This is a genomic window from Streptomyces katrae (assembly GCF_000717655.1).
GTDB lineage: Bacteria > Actinomycetota > Actinomycetes > Streptomycetales > Streptomycetaceae > Streptomyces > Streptomyces katrae_B.
The window spans coordinates 77,518-99,155 of the sequence record NZ_JNZY01000018.1; the positions used below are offsets into that span (position 1 = coordinate 77,518).

Consider the following 21,638-nt stretch of genomic DNA (forward strand, 5'->3'; position numbering starts at 1 on the left):
GGACAACCCGGCCGTTGTGGACAACCCCGTCACCCTCCCGGGTGAGGGGAATCAGCTGCCGGGCAGTTCGAGGTCGCTCTTGTTGAGCTCCTCGATGTTCACGTCCTTGAAGGTCAGCACCCGCACCTGCTTGACGAAACGCGCAGGCCGGTACATGTCCCACACCCAGGCGTCGGCCATCGTGACCTCGAAGAACACCTCCCCCTGGACCGAGTGCACCTGCATCTCGTAGTCGTTCGTGAGGTAGAACCGACGTTCGGTCTCGATCACGTACTTGAACAGCCCGACGACGTCGCGGTACTCGCGATAGAGCTTCAGCTCCATCTCGGTCTCGTACTTCTCGAGGTCCTCGGCGCTCATGGCATGTTCCCCTTCAGCCGTGCGTCCCCCTATTGTGCGCCAGGCCCGTGCGCCCCTAAACGATTTCCGGGGCCAGGGCCACCGGCGCACCCGGAGGACCGTCGTCGAGCAGCGTACGGAGCAGCTCGGCGAGTCTGGTCGGGTACACCGTCTCATGGGCCGCGAGAAGTTCCTCGGAGGTCCACCACCTGGCACCGGCGACGCTGCGCCGCTCCAGCTCGGTGAGCCCGCCCATTTCGGTCCGCGTCTGGGCGGTCCGGGCCAGGTAGTACCACTCGTCCTGCTCCCAGCGCCGCCCGTCGAACGGGAAGGAGCAGTACCGGTGCCACAGCACCGGCCCCAGTTCCACCTCGGTGATGCCGGTCTCCTCGGCGAGCTCCCGCAGCGCGGCCTGCTCCCGGGTCTCGGCGCCCTCGAGCCCGCCGCCCGGGGTGAACCACCACTGGTCGGCCGGGTCGTCCGGCTCGAAGCCGTGCAGCAGCAGGATCCGGTCCGCGGGGTCCAGCAGGATCACCCGTGACACCTTGCGGGGGCCGTGTCCGGCGGCCGCGTCAGCGGGCACCGGCCGGCTCCCGCCGCCGCCCGCGCCCCAGGACCCGTACGACGGGTCCGTACGCGGCCCCCAGCACCACCAGGGCGGCTCCGGCCAGCACCGCGGCCAGCTGGAGGCGCAGCGGCCCCGGCTGCGAGGTTCCGCCGGGCAGCGAGGCGTACGTGCCGGGCCGCTCGAGCATCGTCATCGAGGGCCAGGCGAGGGCGTCGACCCGGGCGTGGACCGCCGAGCGGGCCACGGTGCCCTGGCCGGCCTCCTGGAGGTGGGCGCGGGAGTCGAGCGAGGCGGACCGCCGGTCGCCCAGCAGGAAGAGGTTGCCCTCGGGCACGGTCACCTCGAACGGCGTGTCGGAGGCCACGCCCAAGCCGGTGCCGGTGCCCGTGCCCGCGGCAGCGCCCGCCTCTGGCTTGGTGTGCTCGATGTAGGGCTCGTCGAGCTCCTTGCCGTTCACCGTGAGCCGCCCGCCCTCGCCGCAGCACTTCACGGTGTCGCCGCCGATGCCGACGACCCGCTTGACCATGGGCGAGTCACTCCACATGGAATCAGTGAACACGACCACGTCTCCGCGCCGCACCTCACCGCCGTCGATCCGCTGTGCGAGCACCCGGTCGCCCGGGTTCACCGTCGGCATCATCGAGTCGGTCGGCACCGTGTACGGCTGGTAGACGAGCGCCCCCCACACGAAGGCGCCCAGGAAGAGCACAAAGCCGACGGCCACGGCGACTCCCGACAGCACATGGCCGAGACCGCCGCGGCCGTCCTTGCCACCGCGTATTCCTTCGGTACCGCTTTCCTGCGTTCCGCCCATTGCAGCGCCCCCACACTTCCGGGATCGACGACCTGGGCGGCACCCTACCTGCCGGTAGTCCCGCTGGTCAGCCTCCGCCGGCGCCACATCACGACGGGAACCGCACCGACGAGGCCCAGCGCGGCCGGGCCGAGCCCGACCGGCGCGAGACCGGCGGCCCCGAGACCCAGCGCGGTCGCCTTGGTCTGGTTCCCGATGCCCGGCTGGTCGAACGTGTCCGGGATGGGCAGGGTCGCCCAGCGGGTGATCGGCCACGCCACCACCACGGCCCGCCCGACGACCTTGTCGACCGGTACGAAGCCCTGGGTGGAGTCCTGCATGTGGTAGCGGGAGTCCTGCGAGTTCTGCCGGTGGTCGCCCATCACCCAGATCTTGCCCTTGGGCACGGTGAGCGGGCCGAACGGGGCATCGTCGCACGCGCTGTTGCCGGGGTAGATGTACGGCTCGTCCAGCGCCTTGCCGTTGACGACTACCGGCCCCCCCTTCTTGCACTCGACCGTGTCACCGCCGATGGCGATGGTCCGCTTGATCAGGTCCTTCTCGGCCGCGTCCGGCATCAGGCCGATCTTGCTGAGGACCTGCTGCGCGAAGTTGGGCTCCGGGGTGGGCTCGCCGGCCAGCCAGCTCGCGGGGTCGTGGAAGACCACGACCTCCCCGCGCTCGGGCTCGGAACCGAACCACGGGGTCAGCTTGTCGACGAGCACCCGGTCGCCGCGCTGCAGGGTGTTCTGCATCGAGTCGGACGGGATCGAGAACGCCTGCACCAGGAAGGTCTTGATCAGCAGGGCCAGCAGCAGGGCGATGCCGATGAGGAGCGGGAGCTCCTTCCAGAACGAGCGGTGCGGGCGCGCCTCGGCACCACCGTCCTCGGCCTCGCGCTCGGCTTCGTCCGGCCGCTCCTCGCCTTCGTCGCGTCCGGATCGCGCGCCTACTGCCACATCCCCCACATCCACTCCTCACTCGCAAGTCGCCGCCCGCGCCGAATCGGTGACGGGCCCTCCCCTCCCTTAACGAGCGGGAGTTCCCTAAGGCGCGGGAGACCGAGGACACACTATGCGAACGGCGGCGGACGACGGCGCCCCCGGCGGCCGCGTCGCCCGCTCGGTGCCGGATCGGGCACCGAGCGGAAGGTCGCGGGCTGTTCGAGCTTGCGCCAGTGGTCGAACGGCCACGCGATGACGACGGCCCGCCCCACGACGCCCTCCTCGCCGATGGTGCCGTCGAAGGCCTCGTCGAGGTGGTAGCGGGAGTCGGCGGAATTCGCCCGGTGATCGCCCATGACGAAGAGCCGCCCCGGGGGCACCTGCACCTCGAACCTGATTTCGGACGGGGCGTTGCCCGGGCTCACGTACGGCTCATCGAGCGCCGCGCCGTTGACGGTGACGCGTCCCTTGGCGTCGCAGCACACGACGGTGTCGCCGCCGACGCCGATGACCCGCTTGATCAGGTCCTGTTCGTCGGCGGACGGCAGCAGGCCGATGAAGGTCAGCGTCTCCTTGATCTGCTTGACGCCGACCGGGTCCTCGGGCGGGAGCGCGGCTTCGCCCTTGAGCCACCCGCCGGGGTCCTTGAAGACCACGACGTCGCCGCGCTCGACCTTGGAGCCGAACCACGGGGTCAGCTTGTCGACCAGCACCCGGTCCCCGATCCGGATCGTCTGCTCCATGGACCCGGACGGGATGAAGAAGGCCTGCACGAGGAAGGTCTTGAGGACGAGCGCTATGCACAGCGCCACGATGATCAGCACCGGCACCTCGCCCACCCGGCGGGTCCGTCTGCGCCGCTTGACCCGGCGGGCCAGCCGGCGCCGTTCGGCTCGGCCGCCGCCCCCGGCCGCCGCGGGGACCGGCTCGGGCTCCGGATCCGGCTCCGGCTCGGGGACCCGGCCGCCTCTGGGGCGCCCCCGGCTACCCATGACCGCCGCCGGAGGACGGTGTCGCCGCAGGCGGCGATCCCCAGCGCGAAACCGGCCAGCCGATCCAGTCGGCCCGTCCGATCACCTTCTCCACCGGCACCATCCCCCCGCCCGGCTCCCCCAGGTGGTCCCGGGAGTCCCGGGACTGGGAACGATGATCACCCATGACCCACAGGGTCCCAAGGGGCACGACGATCCGGAAGGGCACCCTCGAGGGCGTCTCGCCGGGATACAGGTACGGCTCCTGCAGCGGGACGCCGTTCACCTTGATCCGCCCGCCTGCGTCGCAGCACACCACGTCGTCGCCGCCGACGCCCACGACCCGCTTCACGAAGTCGGTCTCGGACGGCTCGCCGATCCCGAGTGCGGAGGCCGCGCCGTGCAGGGCCTCGCCGATCGGGTTGCCATCGGCGCGCTCCTGAACGAAAGAACCCGTGCCGTCGAAAACCACCACGTCCCCTCGCTTCGGCCGGTCGCCGAAACGGTACGCCAGCTTGTTGACCAGCACCCGGTCCCCGACCTGGAGCGTCGGCTCCATCGACCGGCTCGGGATCAGGAACGGCTGCACGACGAAGTTGCTGATCAGCAGCAGGAACGTCGTGCAGAGCACGCCGAGCACCCCGGCCCGCGGCCAGGTCAGGAAAGCGCGCCACCCGGGACGCGCACGGCGCCCCCGCCACGCAAAACGCGGCCGCCCCTCCCCCGTTTCGGGGGAGGAGTGGCCGCGCTGTGTGAGCTCTGCTTCGGTGTCCATCGGTGGCGAGCCTATCCGGCCGCCCCGGGGACCCGGAGAGGAGATCAGCGGTCGCGCTTCTCCTTGATCTTCGCGGCCTTGCCGCGGAGCTCACGGAGGAAGTACAGCTTGGCGCGACGCACGTCACCGCGGGTGACGAGCTCGATCTTCTCGAAGATCGGGGAGTTCACCGGGAAGGTGCGCTCCACGCCGACGCTGAAGGAGACCTTGCGAACGGTGAAGGTCTCGGAGACGCCAGAGCCCTGGCGACGGATGACAACGCCCTTGAACTGCTGGATACGGGAGCGGTTGCCCTCGATGACGCGGACGTGCACGTTGATCGTGTCACCCGGGCGGAAGGCCGGGACGTCGGAGCGGATCGAGGCGGCGTTGACGCCATCGAGCAGGTGAGACATGTTCTTCGTCTGCTTTCTTCGCACGACGCCACAGGCCGCCGGTGCGGATTTCCGTAGAGAATTCGGGAGCCGGGTCACTCGGCGGACGACTGTCCCCCTGTGGCAGGGGCGCTCGCGAGCACACAGCAGCCGCCTATTCTTCCACGGCCTGCGGCCTACGCCAAAATCGGCCGTCGGCGTCCGGCCGCCAGCCCAGGATGCTCAGTGTCTCGCGGTCCTTCTTGTCGAAGGCGGAGGCCTCGCAGCGCTCGATCAGGTCGGGGCGGTTCTGCGCGGTCCTGCGGAACGCCTCGTCCCGGCGCCAGCGGGCGATCTTCCCGTGGTGGCCGCTGAGCAGCACGTCGGGGATGCCCCGGCCGCGCCACTGCGGGGGCTTCGTGTAGACCGGCCCCTCCAGCAGGTTCTCCATCTCGCCGGGCGCGAAGGAGTCGTCGCGGTGCGATTCGGCGTTGCCGAGCACCCCGGGGAGCAGTCGGGCCACGGCCTCGGTGACCACCAGGACGGCTGCCTCGCCGCCCGCCAGCACGTAGTCGCCGATGGAGACCTCGTAGACCGGCATCCGCGTGGCGTACTCGTCCATGACCCGGCGGTCGATGCCCTCGTACCGGGCCGGCGTGAAGATCAGCCAGGGCCGCTCGGAGAGCTCGACGGCCAGTTCCTGGGTGAACGGGCGGCCGCTGGGAGTGGGGACGACCATGACCGGCCCGCGCGCACCGGACTCGTACCCGTCGGCCAGCGCCTCGTCGAGGGCCTCGCCCCACGGCTCGGTCTTCATGACCATGCCGGGACCGCCGCCGTACGGGGTGTCGTCGACGGTGTTGTGCCGGTCGTACGTCCAGTCCCGCAGGTCGTGGACGTGTACGTCGAGCTGCCCGCGGGCCCGCGCCTTGCCGACGAGGGAGACGTTCAGCGGCTCCAGGTACTCGGGGAAGATCGTGACGACGTCGAGGCGCATCAGGCTTCTTCCCCGGCCTCGGCCCCGTTGTCGCGCGCGGAGACGATTTCGGCGCGGTCGTCGATCAGTCCGGGCGGCGGGGTGATGACACAGCGCTGCTCCTCGAGGTCGATCTCGGCGACGATCTCCTCGACGAAGGGGATCATCACCTCGGTGCCGTCGGGGCGCTCGACGATGAAGAGGTCCTGCGAGGGCAGGTGGGAGATCTCGGTGATCCGGCCGATCTCGGTACCGTCCTCCAGCACCACGTCCAGGTCCATCAGCTGGTGGTCGTAGTACTCGTCTTCTTCCTCGGGGAGCTCCGCCGGGTCCACCTCGGCGATGAGCAGGATGTTGCGCAGCGCCTCGGCGCCGGTGCGGTCCTTGACACCGGCGAAGCGGAGCAGCAGCCTCCCGCTGTGCACGCGGCCCGTCTCGATGGTCAGCGGACCCGCCGTCGCCGGCTCGGTCCGCAGAACGGCACCGGGCGAGAGCCGCAGCTCCGGCTCGTCGGTCCGCACCTCGACGGTGACCTCACCCTTGATCCCGTGGGCGCGGCCGATCCGCGCAACAACCAGCTCCACTGTCTCTCTCCTGTTCAGACGACGACGGGCCGGGGTGGGCACGAATGCCCTCCCCGGCCCGTGCCGGTGATTCACGTTCTCAATGAACCAAGTCTCAGCGGACCTGGTCCACGTCGACGAGGTCGACGCGGATCCCCCGGCCGCCGATGGCGCCCACGACGGTACGCAGGGCACGCGCGGTGCGGCCGTTGCGGCCGATCACCTTCCCGAGGTCGTCCGGGTGAACCCGGACCTCGAGCACCTGCCCGCGACGCAGGTTGCGCGAGGCGACCTGCACTTCGTCGGGGTTGTCCACAATGCCCTTTACGAGGTGCTCAAGAGCCTCCTCGAGCATGCTCAGGCCTCGGTCGACTCGGCGGCGGCCTCAGCCTCGTCCGCCTTCTTGTCGGCCTTCTTCGCCTTCTGCGTGATGGCCTCGCCCTTGGTCTCGCCGATGCCCTCGAGGGCCTTGGCGAACTCGTCGAAGGAGCGGCGCTTGCTCTCCTTCGTCTCCGGCTGCAGCAGCGGCGCGGGGGCCGGGAGGCCCTTGTGCGCCTGCCAGTCACCGGTCAGCTTCAGGATGGCGAGCACAGCCTCGGTGGGCTGGGCGCCGACGGACAGCCAGTACTGCGCACGCTCGGCGTTGACCTCGATGCGCGACGGGTTGTACGTCGGGTGGTACAGACCGATCTCCTCGATCGCACGACCATCGCGGCGGGTGCGCGAGTCGGCGACGACGATGCGGTAGTGCGGCTGGCGAATCTTGCCGAGGCGCTTGAGCTTGATCTTGACTGCCACTGGAGTGGTGTCTCCTGAACTTGACGTGGTTGGGCACATGAGATGCCACGTGGGGTTGCGGTACTCGGGTGCCCGATGGACGCGTCAGCCGGAGGAGAGAGGGGTCCTATGCGACTGTCGAGTACAGCTAGCCATTGTGCCACATGCCTGCGGCGCTTCTCGCGGGGAGCTGCGATCAGAGGCACGCGGCCGCCCACCAGCTCAGGAGGCGGCGGCCGAGACGGCGACCTCGGGGATGCGGAACGGCTTCATGCAGCCGCCGCACACGATCGGCGCCTGCGCCAGCACGGAGGGGACCACCCGCACGTTGCGCCCGCAGTCGCAGACCGCCTTGACGCGGACACCGCCACCGGAGGAGCCGTGCCGGGCGGCCGGCCCGCGGAAGCTGCGCTTGGTGTCGGCGGCCGTCGCGGCCGTGTGCGCCTTCAGTGCGCGCTGCAGCCGCTCCATGGTGGGCCGGTAGCGCTTCTTCGCCTCGGGATTGAGCGAGACCAGCGAGAAGCCGCTGCTGGCATGCGGCTCGTCGGAGTGGTCCAGCCCCATCTCCTCGGCGATCGCGAGGAATCTGCGGTTGTGGTAGCGGCCCGCCCGCGAGGTGTCGCGCACTCCGCGGGCGGCGGCGATGCCGTGGACTGCCTCGTGCAGCAGTCGCTCGAAGGAGAGCTCGGCGCCGCAGGCGGACGAGGACTCTCCGATCAGGGACTCGGGCGCGGCAAGGTCAGGCAGCTCGGGGTGGTACCGCTGAATGTCGGCCCACGCCTGCGCCAGCTCTGCGGCGAGAACAGGTGGTGTCGTGCTCACGTCGTGACAACGAGCCGGGGTGCCCCGGTGTTCCGATTCCGGGCCATTCCAAATTTTTTGCACGTACCAGTCAGTTCAGTCTCATGCGTCCTGACGAGGACGGGTGCGCCGATCCCAGGAGGAGTCGGTACGTAACGACGACCAGACCGACACGAACCCGCCCCGGCGCGCGGCTCGTGCCGTGCGCCGGGGCGGGTTCGAGGGTCAGACAGGGGTGGTCAGTACGAGCGCGCGACGATCGCGAGCGTACCGGGGGCGTCGTCCGCCTCCGGAACCGACCCGTCCTCGGCGATCAGGCAGCGGACGGACACGGCCTGCTCGCCCAGCTTGGCTTCGCCCTCGGGGCCGAGGTCGGCCCACGGGATCCGCGCCCAGCCGCCCGCGACGGCGGCCTCGGCGGCCTCCTCGATGGTGGAGACGTCGGAGGTGCGGGCCAGGCGGCGCTCGCGCGACTCGCGCAGCAGCTGCGCCTGGTCCTCGTCGAGCACCTTGGGCAGCAGGTCGGCGAGCGCGTCGATCTGCACGGGCTCCTTGCCGCCCGGGATCCGGCGGGCCAGCATCGCGGTGCCGGCCTCCAGGTCGCGGGGGCCGATCTCGATGCGGACAGGTACGCCCTTGAGCTCCCAGTCCACCGCGCGGCGGCCGAACGGGGTGTCGACGCGGTCGTCGACCTGCACGCGCAGGCCCGCGGCCTTCAGCTGCGCACCGAGCTCGCGGACCTTCGCGACGGCCTCGTCGCCCTTGATCGCCATGACGACGACCTGGACGTGCGCGAGGCGCGGCGGGACACGGAGGCCGTTGTCGTCACCGTGGGACATGATCAGACCGCCGACCATGCGGGTCGAGACGCCCCACGAGGTCTGCCAGACGAGCTCCTGCTTGCCTTCCTTCGACAGGTACTGCGTGTTGAAGGCCTTGGCGAAGTTGGTGCCGAGCTCGTGGCTGGTGCCCAGCTGCAGCGCCTTGCCGTCGCCCATCATGCCCTCGAGGGTGAGGGTGTTGATGGCTCCGGCGAAGCGCTCCTTGGCGGTCTTGCGGCCGAGCACGACGTCGATGCCGAGCACGTTCGTCATGAAGTCGCCGTAGACGTCCGTGTGGATGCGGGCGGCGTAGTCGCGGGCGTCCTCGTACGTGGCGTGGGCCGTGTGGCCCTCCTGCCAGAGGAACTCACTCGTACGGAGGAACACGCGCGGGCGCATCTCCCAGCGGACGACGTTGGCCCACTGGTTGATCAGCAGGGGCAGGTCGCGGTAGCTCTGGACCCACTTGGAGAAGTAGTCGTTGATGATCGTCTCGGAGGTGGGCCGGACGACGACCGGCTCGTCCAGCTCCTTGCCGCCGCCGTGCGTGACGACGGCGAGCTCGGGGGCGAAGCCCTCGACGTGCTCGGCCTCGCGCGTCAGGTACGACTGCGGGATGAACAGCGGGAAGTACGCGTTCTGGGCGCCCGCGTCCTTGATGCGCGCGTCCATCTCCTGCTGCATCCGCTCCCACAGGCCGTAGCCGTACGGCCGGATGACCATGGTGCCGCGTACCGGACCGTTGTCGGCCAGCTCGGCCTTGTTGATCAGATCCTGGTACCAGCGGGGGAAATCCTCCGCCTGGGGGGTGAGAACGGGTGCCTTTGCCATGGCGCGAATGGTACGGCGCCGGGCCCGCCGAGCGTGAATCGGGTGGCGCACTCCTCTGGACGCGGGGGCGAATGGGGAGTTCTCTGGCAACGGGGGCAAGGGGGCGACAAGGAATCAGGAGCGCTCTTTCGATGACACCGACGCCGACGGCGACGCTCGTCGCCCGGGACTGGGCGGAGATCCAGGAACGGATGCTGGTACCGCTGTACGAGGCGGTCTACGACCGGCTGGAGGTCGGGCCGGGCGACCGGCTGCTCGGCCTGGACTGCGGGTCCGGGCTGGCCCTGCTGCTGGCTGCGGGGCGGGGAGCCGTCACCACGGGGGTGGAGGCCGATCCGGCGCGCCGTGCCCTGGCGCGCGAGCGGCTGCTGGAGGTGATCGCGGCCCCGCCGGGCGCCGGGCGGCCCTACGACGTGCTGCTGGCCTTCTCGCCGTCCGAGGCGGCCCTGGCCGCGGCCCTGCCGGCGGTCCGGCGGGGCGGGGCGGTGATCCTGGCCGACTGGGGCCCGGCGGAGCGGTGCACGGTGCCCGCGGTGCTGGGCGGCGGACCCGCGCCGCAGGACCTGGACGCGGCGGTGGCGCGGGCAGGGCTCTCGCCCGACGGATCGGGCCGGGTGTTCTGCCCCTTCGGGTACGCGGACGTGGACAGCGCGGTACGGGGGCTGCTGTCGGCGGGACTGTACGAGTCCACGTCGGATCCGGCGCAGGTCGAGAAGGAGCTCACGGAGGCCCTTCACCCGTACGAGCGGCCGGACGGCACCGTCTGGCTGCCGAACATCTTCCGCTACGTGATCGCCCGCGTGCCGTAGCCGCAATCGGAGCCGCGGGCACGGCCGCGGGGGGCCTGCGCCGCTACTTCGCCTCCTTGGAGAGGCGGGGGATGCCCGCGGCCTCGTAGGCGGCCGGTTCGTCGAGGGTCTCGTTCGCCAGCAGTGCCTCGGTCAGGGCGTCGAGTTTCGGACGGTGTTCGCGCAGCAGCCGGCAGGCCTCCACGTAGCACTCGTCGACGATCCGCCGCATCTCGTGGTCCACCGCGTCCAGGGTGGCGGGGGCCGCCAGGAGCCCGTACGGGCTCTGCGCGTCCGCCGGGATGGCGGTGAGGCGGCCGATGCGCTCGCTCATGCCCCAGCGGCCGACCATGCCGCGGGCGAGGTTGGTGACCTGTTCCAGGTCGTTCTCCGCGCCCGTGGTGATGACGTCGAACACGACGTGCTCGGCCGCCATGCCGCCGAGCGCGCCGATGATGCGGCCGCGGAGGTAGTCCTCCGTGTAGGAGTAGCGGTCCGCGTCGGGGGTCGAGAGGGTGACGCCGAGCGCCCGGCCGCGCGGCACGATCGTGATCTTGCGGACGGGGTCGGCGCCCGGCTGGAGCATGCCCAGCAGGGCGTGGCCGCTCTCGTGGTAGGCCGTGCGGCGGCGCTCCTCCTCGGGCATGACCAGCGCACGGGCCGCGCCCAGCTGGACCTTCTCGAGGGCGTCCATGAAGTCCGCCTGGGTGACCTGGCCCTGCTTGCGCTTCACCGCGAGGAGGGCGGCTTCGTTGGCCAGGTTGGCGAGGTCCGCGCCCGTCATGCCGGGGGTGGTGCGGGCCACCTGGTCGAGGTCCACGTCGGCGGCGAGCGGGATGTCCCGGGTGTGGATCCGCAGGATGGCCTCGCGGCCGGCCCGGTCGGGCGGGGAGACCGACACCGTGCGGTCGAAGCGGCCGGGGCGGGTGAGCGCGGGGTCCAGGACATCGGGCCGGTTGGTCGCGGCGATGACGACGACGCCCTCCGAGCCGGAGAACCCGTCCATCTCGGTCAGGATCTGGTTGAGGGTCTGTTCTCGCTCGTCGTGGCCGCCCATGGCGGCGCCGCCGCCGCGGGCCCGGCCGATGGTGTCGATCTCGTCGATGAAGACGATCGAGGGGGCCACCTTGCGCGCCTCGGAGAAGAGTTCGCGGACCCGGGAGGCGCCCACGCCGACGATCATCTCGATGAACTCGGAGGCGGAGGCGGAGAAGAACGGAACCCCCGCCTCGCCCGCCACCGCGCGCGCCAGCAGGGTCTTGCCCGTGCCGGGCGGTCCGGCCAGCAGCACCCCGCCGGGCATCCGGGCGCCCAGGGCCCGGTACTGCTGCGGGTTCTTGAGGAAGTCCACGACGTCGTGGAGCTCGCCCTTGACCTCGTCGATCCCGGCCACGTCGGCGAACGTGGTGCGCCTGCCGCCCTCCAGCTCCACGGGCTTGGGCGGCTGCTTGCGGCCCAGCCCGCCGACGCCGCCCATGGCCGAGCCCATGCGCCGGGCGATGACCACCCACAGGAGGACCAGCAGCAGCATCGGTGCCAGCGAGATCAGCAGATTGGCCAGGAAGCTGCGCTGCACGACGACCGGGGAGGCCGTGACGACGACGTTGTGCTTGGTGAGGTTCGTCCACAGCTGGTCGTCGGCGAAGGCCGGGCGCTGGGTGACGAACTTCTTGTAGTCGCCCTTGCCGCCGTCGGGCAGCGGCCGTTCGTTCTTCAGCTCGCCCTGGATGGCGTCGCCCTTGGAGTAGATCTTCGAGACGTTGCCGTCGGCGACCTGCTTGCTGAACTCCGTGTACGAGACGGTCGGCTCGTCGCCCTCGTTGAAGAACGACAGGACCACGTTGGTGATCAGGAAGACGATCAGGGCGGCGAGGATCAGCCCGCGCCAGCCCCCGGGCATCTTCCTCTTGGGCGGCGGTGCGGGCGGCGCGCCCTCGGAGCGCCAGGGCGTGTCGGCGCGCTCGCGAGGCGGTACGGGGGTGGGGCTGGGCACGTGGCCTCCTTACTGCCGTCCTCGTGGCCGACCATAAGGGATATGACGCACCATTGCGCCCGCGGAGCGTACGCGAACGGGCCCTGGCCGGAAGCTCCGGCCAGGGCCCGTTCGCGCACGGACGCGGTTACTTCATGAACTTCTTGAACTCGTCCGGGAGGTCGAAGTCCTGGCCGGACTGGCCCGCGGCGGGAAGGCCGAACGGGCTGCCGGTGGCGGGCGGGGCGGTCTGCGGGCCCTGCTCGCGGCGGGCAGCTGCCGCTGCCTCCTCTTCCTTGCGCTTCATCGGGTTGCCGCTCTTGCGCTTGCCCTTGGCCTGCTTGACCTGCTTCTTCTGCCGGCCGGGGCCGCCGCCCATGCCCGGGATGCCGGGCATGCCGGGCATCCCGCCGCCCTGGGCCATGCGGGACATCATCTTGCGGGCCTCGAAGAAGCGCTCGACGAGGTTCTTGACGGCGCTGACCTCGACGCCGGAGCCCTTGGCGATACGGGCGCGGCGCGAGCCGTTGATGATGTGCGGGTCGTGGCGCTCGGCCGGGGTCATCGACTTGATGATCGCGGCCGTGCGGTCGACGTCACGCTCGTCGATGTTGTTGATCTGGTCCTTGATCTGGCCCATGCCGGGGAGCATGCCGAGCAGCTTGGAGATGGAGCCCATCTTCCGGACCTGCTCCATCTGGGCCAGGAAGTCGTCGAGCGTGAACTCCTTCGGCCCCTTCTGGAGCTTGGCCGCCATCTTCTCGGCCTCGGCCTGGCTGAAGGTCTTCTCGGCCTGCTCGATGAGGGTGAGCATGTCACCCATGTCGAGGATCCGGCCCGCCATGCGGTCCGGGTGGAACGCGTCGAACTCGTCGAGCTTCTCGCCGTTCGAGGCGAACATGATCTGCTTGCCGGTGACGTGCGCGATGGAGAGCGCGGCACCGCCTCGGGCGTCGCCGTCGAGCTTGGAGAGCACGACGCCGTCGAAGCCGACGCCGTCACGGAAGGCCTCGGCGGTGTTGACCGCGTCCTGGCCGATCATGGCGTCGACGACGAAGAGGATCTCGTCGGGGCTGACGGCGTCGCGGATGTCCGCGGCCTGCTGCATCAGCTCCGAGTCGATGCCCAGGCGGCCGGCGGTGTCGACGATGACGATGTCGTACTGCTTGGTGCGGGCGTACTCGATGGAGTCCTTGGCCACCTGCACCGGGTCGCCGATGCCGTTGCCGGGGGCGGGCGCGTAGACCGCGACGCCGGCGCGCTCGGCGACGACGCTGAGCTGGTTGACGGCGTTGGGGCGCTGGAGGTCGCAGGCCACGAGCAGCGGGGAGTGGCCCTGGCCCTTGAGCCAGAGGCCGAGCTTTCCGGCGAGGGTCGTCTTACCCGCACCCTGGAGACCGGCGAGCATGATCACGGTGGGCGCGGTCTTGGCGAAGCGCAGGCGCCGGGTCTCGCCGCCGAGGATCGAGACGAGCTCGTCGTTGACGATCTTGAGGACCTGCTGGCCCGGGTTCAGGGCCTTGGAGACCTCTTCGCCGCGGGCGCGCTCCTTGACGTTCGCGATGAAGGAGCGGACGACGGGGAGGGCGACGTCGGCCTCGAGGAGGGCGATACGGATTTCCCGCGCCGCAGCGTCGATGTCCTGCTCGGAGAGGCGGCCCTTGCCCCGGAGGGACTTGAAGGTCGCGCTGAGGCGGTCGGAAAGCGTATCGAACACGGTGGTCGCGATTCCTCGGGTCGGGGGCGTGTGGTCGCCCCCCAGGGTATCCGCCCCTCCCCCTGTCCGGGGACCCGCCCGTTTCGGCGCCGTGCTCCGCCCAGCGCCCCGCGCTCCGTCCGGCCGCCGGCCCGCCTCCCGGCCCGGAACCGGGGCCGGGGGTCGCCGCTGCGCGCGGGGCTCTCTCCCCGCCCCGCCCTTCCTCCGTTTCCCCGGCTCCGCCCGGACCCGGTCCTCACACGCCGGCCGGGCTGGATCTGCCCTGCGCGTGCCGGATGGCGCGCAGCGCCATCCGGCCCCGCCCGGCGTGTGGGTCACTGGAGGGCGGCCTCCAGGGTGGTGGCCAGGGACGCGGCCGCGGGCGGCGGCAGCGGTTTGCCGTCGGGGTCGACGACGTACAGGGAATCCACCGCGTTGGCGCCGAGGGTCGAGACGTGGGCGCTGCGGACCCGCACCCCGGAGGATTCCAGCGCGCGCCCGATCCGGTGCAGCAGACCCACCGCGTCCGGGGCCCGGACCTCCAGGACCGTGGCCAGGGACGAGACGTCCGGGACCACCGTCACCCGCGGGGGCGGCGGGACCACCCCGCGACGCCGCGGGTACGCCGCCTCGCGGTCCGCCAGCTTCGCCGGGACGTCCAGCGAGCCGTCCAGCGCCCGGATCAGGTCCGTGCGCAGGCGGGACACCTCCGGTAGCGAGCCGTACTCGGCGGCCACCCGCCAGCGCAGCACCAGTACCTCGCCCGCCAGATCCGGCAGCTCCAGCGAGCGCAGGTCCGCGGCGCGGACCGTGAGCCGGTGCAGGGCCAGTACACCGGCCACCGCCGGGAGGACCCCCGGCTGGTCCGGGACCGCCACCACCAGTTCGACCCCGACCGCGTCGTCCTCCTCCTGGCGCGCGTGCAGCGCCAGCACCGGCTCCCGGGTGCGCAGCGCCTCCACCGCGAGGCGTTCCTGCTCCGTCGTCGGGATGGCCAGGTCCGCCGTGACGGGCGCAGCCCCGCCCAGCACCGAGGCGACCCGCGCCACCAGGTCCGCCACCAGCGAGCCCCGCCACGTGCTCCACGCCGCAGGCCCCGTGGCCAGGGCGTCCGCCTCGGTCAGCGCGTGCAGGACCTCCAGCGTCCCGAGCGACCCCACGGCCTCCGCGACCGACCGGACCGTCGCCGGGTCGTCCAGGTCGCGCCGCGTCGCGGTGTCGATCAGCAGCAGGTGGTGCCGTACGAGCACCCCCAGCACGGCGGCGTCGTCCGCGTCGAAGCCCACCCGGACGGCCACGTCGCGGGCGATCGTCTCGCCCGCCACCGAGTGGTCCCCCGGCCAGCCCTTGCCGATGTCGTGCAGCAGGGCGGCCATGAGCAGCAGGTCCGGACGGCTCACCCGGCGGGTCAGGGCCGAGGCGCGCACCGCCGTCTCGACCAGGTGCCGGTCCACCGTCCAGGTGTGCACGGGATTGCGCTGCGGACGGCACCGCACCCGTTCCCAGTCGGGCAGCAGCCGCGTGATCAGCCCCTCGGCCTCCAGGGCCTCCCAGACCGCCACCGTCGGCTCCCCCGCCCCCAGCAGGGTGAGCAGCTGCTCCCGTGCCTCCGCGGGCCACGGCACGGGCAGCGGCTTCGCCTGGGCCGCGAGCCGGCGTACGGCGTGCAGCGACACCGGGAGTCCCGCCTGCGCGGCCGCGGCCCCGAACCGCAGTGCCAGCACCGGGTCCCGGTCGGGCCGGGCCGCCAGGGCGAGCACGGCCTCGCCGTCGGACTCCACGACCCCCTCGGCGAGCGGCGCCCGCTCGGCTGCCGCGGCCCCCCGCGTCCCCAGCAGCCCGCGCAGCCTCGGCCGGGCCGCCCGGGCCCGCAGGACCCGCCCGACCTCGCGCCAGGTCACGTCCCCCGCGTACGCGACGACCCGAGCGGCCTCGTACACCTCGCGCAGCAGCGCGTCCGCGTCGAGCAGGCCCAGCTGGGCGGCGACCTGGTCCTGCTCCTGGAGCGCGAGCCGGTCGGTCGCCCGGCCCGTCACCAGGTGCAGCGCGTCCCGCGCGTCCAGCAGCCGCCGCCGGGCCTCGGCCAGCCCCTCGCGCGGGGCGTCGGCCAGCCAGGACGCGGCGACCGCCCGCAGTGCGGTGGCGTCGCGGAGCCCGCCGCGGGCCTCCTTGAGGTCGGGTTCCAGCAGGAAGCGGAGCTCCCCGGACCGCTCGGCCCGCTCCCGGCACAGGGAGTGCAGCTGCGGGAGCCGCTTGGCGGCCTGGTTGCGCCAGTCGGCCAGTACGGAGGTGCGCAGGCCCGCGAGCAGGCCGACGTCGCCCGCGACCGGCCGGGCGTCCAGCAGCCCCAGGTGCACCTTGAGGTCCTCGGCGGCGGTCCTGCGCGCCTCGGCCGGGGTCCGCACCGAGTGGTCGAGGGCCACGCCCAGGTCCCACACGGGGTACCAGATCCGGTCGGCCAGCGCGCCGAGCGCCCGCGGCTCGGCCTTGCCGTCGTGGAGCAGCAGCAGGTCGAGGTCGCTGCGGGGGGAGAGTTCGGCGCGGCCGTAGCCGCCGACGGCGACGAGGGTGGCGCCGCGCACTCCGGTCTCCCGCTGGGCCGTGGTGAACAGGGCGTTCAGCCAGTCGTCGGTCAGCCCGGCCAGCGCGGAACGCCGCGAAGGCCCGGACCGCGACTCCTCCTGGAGGAGTCGCAGCCGGGCCGCGGCGTACGCGCTGGGTCCCGAGCCGGACGGATCGCCGGAATCACCCGTCGTGGTCTGCTTGACGCTCGTCACCCAGGAGCTCCCGTCAGTTAGGACCTGTCCGGTCGGTCGTGCCAGGCTCGCGTGCCCTGGTGCGCACGCTCGCCGCGTTGTCGTCGGTCACCGACGCTCCGCGTCGATTCCCTCCTCCGCCTTGCGAGCGCACGCACCAGGCCCCGCTCGCTCATCCGGCCGGACCGGCCGGACAGGTCCTACAGCGCTTCAGCGCCGCGCTCGCCGGTGCGGACCCGGATGACCGAGTCCACGGGGACGCTCCACACCTTGCCGTCACCGATCTTGCCGGTGCGGGCGCTCTTGACGAGGACCTCCATCACCGCTTCGGCGTCGTCGTCCTCGACGACCACCTCGATGCGGATCTTCGGTACGAGGTCCACGGTGTACTCGGCGCCGCGGTAGACCTCGGTGTGGCCGCGCTGGCGGCCGTAGCCGCTGGCCTCGGAGACGGTGAGCCCCTGGACTCCGAAGCGCTGGAGGGCGTCCTTGATCTCATCCAGCCGGTGCGGCTTGACGATCGCGGTGATCAGCTTCATGCGTCAACCTTCTTGCTCGCGGCGGCAACGGGGACGGGGGTGGCGGTGCTCCGGGAGGAGGCGCCGCCGCCGGCTCCGCTGAAGTCGTAGGCGGTCTCGGCGTGCTCGACCTGGTCGATGCCGGAGACCTCGTCGTCCTCGGTGACCCGCATCCCGATCGTCTTGTCGAGGAGGAAGGCGAGGACCGCGGACACGACGAGAGAGTAGGCGAGGACCGAGAAGACCCCGATGGCCTGCTTGCCGAGCTGCTCCAGGCCGCCGCCGTAGAAGAGGCCGGCCGCGTCGGACTGGACCCCGCCGGTGGCGAAGAAGCCGACGAGCAGCGAGCCGATCACACCGCCGACGAGGTGGACGCCGACCACGTCGAGGGAGTCGTCGAAGTTGAACTTGTACTTGAGGCCGACGGCCATGGCGCAGACGACACCGGCGATGGCGCCGATGGCGATCGCGCCGAGCGGGGAGCAGGAACCGCCGGAGGGGGTGATGGCGACCAGGCCCGCGACCGCGCCGGAGGCGGCGCCGAGGGTGGTGAAGGAGCCGTGGCGCAGCTTCTCGTAGCCGAGCCAGGCGAGCATGGCGGCGGCGGTGGCGACCTGGGTGTTGACGAACATGACCGCGCCCACGCCGTCGTCGTTGCCGAGCCAGGATCCGGCGTTGAAGCCGAACCAGCCGAACCAGAGCAGACCGGCGCCGAGCATCACGAGCGGGAGGCTGTGCGGGCGCATGGGGTCCTTCTTGAAGCCGACGCGCTTGCCGATGACCAGGATGACGCCGAGGGCCGCGGCGCCTGCGTTGATGTGGACGGCGGTGCCGCCCGCGAAGTCGATCACGCCGAGCTCGAAGAGCCAGCCGCCGGCGCCCCAGACCCAGTGGGCGACGGGGAAGTAGACGACGGTGACCCACAGGGCGGTGAACAGGGCCCAGGCGCTGAACTTCACGCGGTCGGCCAGGGCGCCGCTGATCAGGGCGGGGGTGATGACGGCGAACATCAGCTGGAAGACGGCGAAGACGTAGACCGGGATGGTGTACCCGTCCCACAGCTCGGTGATGCCGATGCCGCTGAGGCCGACGTAGTCGGAGGACCAGCCGATGAGGCTGCCGGAGTCCGTGCCGAAGGCGAGGCTGAAGCCGTAGAGGACCCAGAGGATCGTGACGATCCCGAGGCTGATGAAGCTCATCATCAGCATGTTGAGGCTGCTCTTGACGCGGACCATGCCTCCGTAGAAGAAGGCGAGTCCCGGGGTCATGAGCATGACCAGGGCGGAGCAGATGAGCATGAACCCGGTGTTCGCAGCAGACAGCGTCGGGGCGTCTGCGGCGAGGGTCGTGATGGCTGATGCCATCGGCGTCTCCTCGTCGTCGGTACGTTCGCGTGCGGGCGATCGTGAAAACCTGAGCGGCGCAAGGCGTAAGGCCGGGGGGTGGGGCCTGGGGGCTGGCCGGTTATTGACCCTGAGATTCGCGCAGGCCGGTTTCCGGCGGCGCCGCTCGGTGTTTCGCGCCGATGACGAAGGCGTCCGGGCTGTTACGGGGTGATGAACTGCGACGGGCGGCCGCAGCCGTCAATCGAGGAACCACGACGGCGAGCAACCACGTCCGCGGGAGCGGCGGCGGTTCAGCCGCAGGGATGCAAACCGGCCGCGGCAGTACCCGGGGGGACCTGGCTGGGGGAGCCTGATCGGGCTTCACGGGGTGACTGCCGCGGCCGGGGCCTTCGGGGGGCGGCCGCTCGGGCCGTCAGACGGCCTCCGCCGCTTCGGGGAGCCGGGAGGCGAGCTGGTCGGTCAGCCGGACCACGTCGGCCACGTCGCCGTACTCACGGGCGGCGGTGTCGACGGTCTTGCGCAGCCGCGTGTTCACCCTTTCGGACCGCACCTTTCCGGCCACGTCAAGGGCCCGGCCGACGAGGACGGTGGCTTGCTCGGGCTCGCGCTGGATCAGGTGCACGGTGGCCATGCCGATGAGGTTGAGGGCGTACGAGCGCTGGTGCTCGTCGTCCTTCTCGAACAGCTCCACGGCCCGCTGCATCACGGGCTCGGCGAGGGAGGCGTACATGGGGCTGCGCCCGGCCACGTAGGCCAGGTCGCGGTACGAGTGGGAGTTCTCGCCGTTGAGCTCGGCCTCGGAGAAGAAGCGGATCCAGTCGGGTTCGGGCTCGCCGCCGAAGGCGACGTCGGAGAAGGTGTCCTCGGCCATCCGGACGGCCCGCTTGCAGCGGCTCGGCTGGCCCATGTTGGCGTAGGCGCGGGCCTCCATCGCATACAGCATGGCCTGGGTGCGCGGGCCCGCGCAGTCGCGGCTGCCGTACTGCGCGAGGTGGATGAGCTCCAGGGCGTCCTCGGGGCGGCCCAGGTGGATCATCTGGCGGCTCATGCTGGAGAGGATGTACGAGCCCAGCGGCTTGTCCCCGCCCTCCTTGGCGGCGTGCAGCGCGAGGACGAAGTACTTCTGCGCGGTGGGGTGCAGGCCGATGTCGTAGCTCATCCAGCCGGCCAGTTCGGCGAGTTCCGCGGCGACCTTGAAGAGCCGCTTCATGACGGGCGCCGGGTGGTTCTCCTGGAGCAGGTCGGTGACCTCGTGCAGCTGGCCCACGACGGCCTTGCGGCGCAGTCCGCCACCGCACTGGGCGTCCCACTGGCGGAACATCACGGTGGTGGCTTCGAGGAGACCGAGTTCCGGTTCGGACAGGCGCGGCGGGCGGTGGCCGCTGAGGGCTCCGGCCGCCCCCGCCTCGCGGGGGCCCGGGTCGGCGGCGGGGACCGGGACGAGCCAGCGCTGCATGGGCTCGATGAGGGCGGGGCCGGCGGAGAGGGCGAGCGAGGTCCCCAGGAAGCCGCGGCGGGCCAGCATCAGGTCGCTGCGGGAGAACTCCCCGAGCAGCTCGACGGTCTGCGGGCCGGCCCAGGGCAGGTCGACGCCGGAGACGGACGGCGTCTGGTGTGCGGTGCGCAGCCCGAGCTGCTCGATGGCGACGACGGAGCCGAACCGCTCGGAGAACAGCTCGGACAGGATCCGCGGGACGGGCTCGCGGGGCTGCTCGCCGTCGAGCCAGCGGCGTACCCGGGAGGTGTCCGTGCTGATGTGGTGGGCGCCCATCTGACGGGCACGCCGGTTCACCTGGCGGGCGAGTTCGCCCTTCGACCAGCCGCTGCGGACGAACCAGGAAGTCAGTTGCTCATTGCGGGCGGCAGAGCCCGGGACCTCCGGCTCCTCGCTCGTTCCGCTTGCGCCGTTGCCGCTCACAGGAACGCCCCCATCCACTCAGCCTCTTCATACGAAACCCTGGCTGGAGCGGCGAGCGCCGCCACGGACCTTCACAGGTCCTCCACAAGTTGCCTCCGGCATAACCACGGACGGCACGCCTTCGGGGTTTAGTGCACTGAAAGTAATCCTACGATCACCCCTGCGGCGAGGTTGATTGCAGAAACGCCACCATTCGCCACCCCTTCGAATGAACTGGCCACTGGCCAGGCGCGATTCACTTGACACCGAGGCGAAAGCGATCGGTTGGACGGGAGCGCACCAGGGGCGCACGCGGCGAGGAGTGCGCCGGGTGGCCCTCGGGACACCGGGCTCGTACCCGGCCCCGCATCCCGTCCCGCCGACGTCGTAACCACCGGCGCATCCGACCCGTTGGAGGGGGCATGGGCATGGGCTTCACGATCGGCGGCAGCCGCAGCACCAAGGAGTTCCGTTCCGGCTCGCGGCGCCGCGGCCGGACGTCGGAGTGCACGGCGGTCGCGGAGTACACCGGGCTGTGGGGCTGGGACGTGGTCCCCGGTGCCCGCGCCGCGGCCCCCGCCCGCGACTGCTCCTGCGGTCATACGAATTGCAGCACGCCCGGGGCGCATCCGCTGCCCCTCGCTCCGACCGTCGCAGCCGGCGCCACCCTCGACGAGGTCACCGAGACCTGGAGCGGCTACCCGGGCGCGGCGGTCCTGCTCCCGCTGGGCCGCGCCTTCGACGTCATCGAGGTCTCGGAGGAGGCCGGGCGCCGCGCGCTGGTCCGCCTCGAGCGGATGGGCCTGCCGCTCGGACCGGTCACCGCGACCCCGGACGGCCGCGCCCAGTTCTTCGTCGCCCCGGGCGCTGCCGCCGAGCTGCCGCAGCTGCTGTACCGGATGGGCTGGGACGACGCCGACCTCGATCTGCGCGCCCTGGGCGTGGGCGCCTTCCTGACCGCCCCGCCCTCCGACCACGCGGGCCTCGGCCCGGTCGGCTGGCTGCGGCCGCCCGCGCTCGACTCCGCGGGCGGCCCGCCGCAGGCCCGGCTGCTGCTCGGCACCCTCGCGTACATCTGCCACCGCCTGCGGCGCTAGTACGCGTGCCTACGGCGGCGCCCCCGCATTCCGGCCGGAATGCGGGGGCGCCGCCG

The 21,638-nt window shown here is 71.6% G+C and carries 21 protein-coding genes; 2 read left to right on the plus strand and 19 right to left on the minus strand.

Annotation, left to right across the window (positions count from 1 at the left end; translation table 11 throughout):
• Positions 1-51 precede the first annotated feature (51 nt).
• The 13 genes from IF09_RS0122450 to proS form a co-directional block, all read right to left on the minus strand.
• Positions 52-360: a DUF2469 domain-containing protein gene (locus tag IF09_RS0122450; protein WP_006139554.1), complete on the minus strand. Its 309-nt coding sequence runs from the start codon at positions 358-360 to the stop codon at positions 52-54.
• Between the two features lie 55 nt (positions 361-415).
• Entirely contained in the window at positions 416-922 is a 507-nt protein-coding gene (locus tag IF09_RS0122455; protein WP_030298439.1) for an NUDIX hydrolase, read from the minus strand.
• Positions 912-1,721, minus strand: coding sequence for a signal peptidase I (gene lepB, locus IF09_RS0122460; RefSeq protein ID WP_037635701.1), 810 nt, complete (start codon positions 1,719-1,721; stop codon positions 912-914). The genes IF09_RS0122455 and lepB (IF09_RS0122460) overlap by 11 nt, the downstream gene beginning before the upstream one ends.
• A gap of 44 nt (positions 1,722-1,765) precedes the next feature.
• Entirely contained in the window at positions 1,766-2,659 is an 894-nt protein-coding gene (lepB, locus tag IF09_RS0122465) for a signal peptidase I (protein WP_030298443.1), read from the minus strand.
• A 113-nt stretch (positions 2,660-2,772) separates the two neighbouring features.
• Entirely contained in the window at positions 2,773-3,636 is an 864-nt protein-coding gene (lepB, locus tag IF09_RS0122470) for a signal peptidase I (protein WP_030298445.1), read from the minus strand.
• Positions 3,629-4,390 carry a signal peptidase I gene (lepB, locus tag IF09_RS0122475; protein ID WP_030298447.1) on the minus strand — a complete coding sequence of 254 codons (762 nt, stop codon included), beginning with the start codon at positions 4,388-4,390 and terminating at the stop codon, positions 3,629-3,631. The genes lepB (IF09_RS0122470) and lepB (IF09_RS0122475) overlap by 8 nt, the downstream gene beginning before the upstream one ends.
• A gap of 44 nt (positions 4,391-4,434) precedes the next feature.
• The gene (gene rplS, locus IF09_RS0122480) at positions 4,435-4,785 is read right to left on the minus strand and encodes a 50S ribosomal protein L19 (protein ID WP_008737520.1); all 351 of its coding nucleotides are present in this window, start codon (positions 4,783-4,785) and stop codon (positions 4,435-4,437) included.
• 133 nt (positions 4,786-4,918) lie between these two features.
• Positions 4,919-5,740 (minus strand): tRNA (guanosine(37)-N1)-methyltransferase TrmD, encoded by an 822-nt coding sequence (gene trmD, locus IF09_RS0122485; RefSeq protein ID WP_030298450.1) that lies wholly within the window; start codon positions 5,738-5,740, stop codon positions 4,919-4,921.
• Positions 5,740-6,303: a ribosome maturation factor RimM gene (gene rimM, locus IF09_RS0122490; RefSeq protein ID WP_030298451.1), complete on the minus strand. Its 564-nt coding sequence runs from the start codon at positions 6,301-6,303 to the stop codon at positions 5,740-5,742. Before rimM ends, trmD begins: the two co-directional genes overlap by 1 nt.
• Positions 6,304-6,397: 94 nt before the next feature.
• On the minus strand, positions 6,398-6,637 hold the full coding sequence (locus tag IF09_RS0122495; protein ID WP_030011889.1) for an RNA-binding protein: 240 nt from the start codon (positions 6,635-6,637) through the stop codon (positions 6,398-6,400).
• A 2-nt stretch (positions 6,638-6,639) separates the two neighbouring features.
• On the minus strand, positions 6,640-7,080 hold the full coding sequence (gene rpsP / locus IF09_RS0122500; protein ID WP_030298453.1) for a 30S ribosomal protein S16: 441 nt from the start codon (positions 7,078-7,080) through the stop codon (positions 6,640-6,642).
• Between the two features lie 201 nt (positions 7,081-7,281).
• Positions 7,282-7,881: a hypothetical protein gene (locus tag IF09_RS0122505; protein WP_030298455.1), complete on the minus strand. Its 600-nt coding sequence runs from the start codon at positions 7,879-7,881 to the stop codon at positions 7,282-7,284.
• A 218-nt stretch (positions 7,882-8,099) separates the two neighbouring features.
• Complete coding sequence (gene proS / locus IF09_RS0122510; RefSeq protein ID WP_030298457.1) at positions 8,100-9,512, minus strand: proline--tRNA ligase; 1,413 nt, start codon at positions 9,510-9,512, stop codon at positions 8,100-8,102.
• Positions 9,513-9,643: 131 nt separating this feature from the next.
• On the opposite strand from proS, the gene IF09_RS0122515 reads away from it, so the two are divergent.
• Positions 9,644-10,321, plus strand: a complete 678-nt coding sequence (locus tag IF09_RS0122515) for a class I SAM-dependent methyltransferase (protein ID WP_030298459.1) — start codon at positions 9,644-9,646, stop codon at positions 10,319-10,321.
• Positions 10,322-10,364: 43 nt separating this feature from the next.
• Here the strand turns inward: IF09_RS0122515 and ftsH are convergent, their stop codons facing one another.
• From ftsH to IF09_RS0122545, 6 genes are all read right to left on the minus strand, one after another.
• Positions 10,365-12,293, minus strand: a complete 1,929-nt coding sequence (gene ftsH, locus IF09_RS0122520) for an ATP-dependent zinc metalloprotease FtsH (RefSeq protein ID WP_030298461.1) — start codon at positions 12,291-12,293, stop codon at positions 10,365-10,367.
• Between the two features lie 127 nt (positions 12,294-12,420).
• Positions 12,421-13,989, minus strand: a complete 1,569-nt coding sequence (gene ffh / locus IF09_RS0122525; protein ID WP_030298463.1) for a signal recognition particle protein — start codon at positions 13,987-13,989, stop codon at positions 12,421-12,423.
• A 314-nt stretch (positions 13,990-14,303) separates the two neighbouring features.
• Complete coding sequence (locus IF09_RS0122530; RefSeq protein ID WP_030298465.1) at positions 14,304-16,745, minus strand: [protein-PII] uridylyltransferase; 2,442 nt, start codon at positions 16,743-16,745, stop codon at positions 14,304-14,306.
• Positions 16,746-16,924: 179 nt separating this feature from the next.
• The gene (locus tag IF09_RS0122535) at positions 16,925-17,263 is read right to left on the minus strand and encodes a P-II family nitrogen regulator (RefSeq protein ID WP_030298467.1); all 339 of its coding nucleotides are present in this window, start codon (positions 17,261-17,263) and stop codon (positions 16,925-16,927) included.
• A complete protein-coding gene (locus tag IF09_RS0122540) occupies positions 17,260-18,606 on the minus strand; it encodes an ammonium transporter (protein WP_030298468.1) in 1,347 nt (448 codons plus the stop codon). The genes IF09_RS0122535 and IF09_RS0122540 overlap by 4 nt, the downstream gene beginning before the upstream one ends.
• A gap of 394 nt (positions 18,607-19,000) precedes the next feature.
• Positions 19,001-20,506: a hypothetical protein gene (locus tag IF09_RS0122545; RefSeq protein ID WP_037635708.1), complete on the minus strand. Its 1,506-nt coding sequence runs from the start codon at positions 20,504-20,506 to the stop codon at positions 19,001-19,003.
• 407 nt (positions 20,507-20,913) lie between these two features.
• On the opposite strand from IF09_RS0122545, the gene IF09_RS0122550 reads away from it, so the two are divergent.
• Positions 20,914-21,582, plus strand: coding sequence for a bifunctional DNA primase/polymerase (locus IF09_RS0122550; RefSeq protein WP_030298473.1), 669 nt, complete (start codon positions 20,914-20,916; stop codon positions 21,580-21,582).
• Positions 21,583-21,638: the final 56 nt, after the last annotated feature.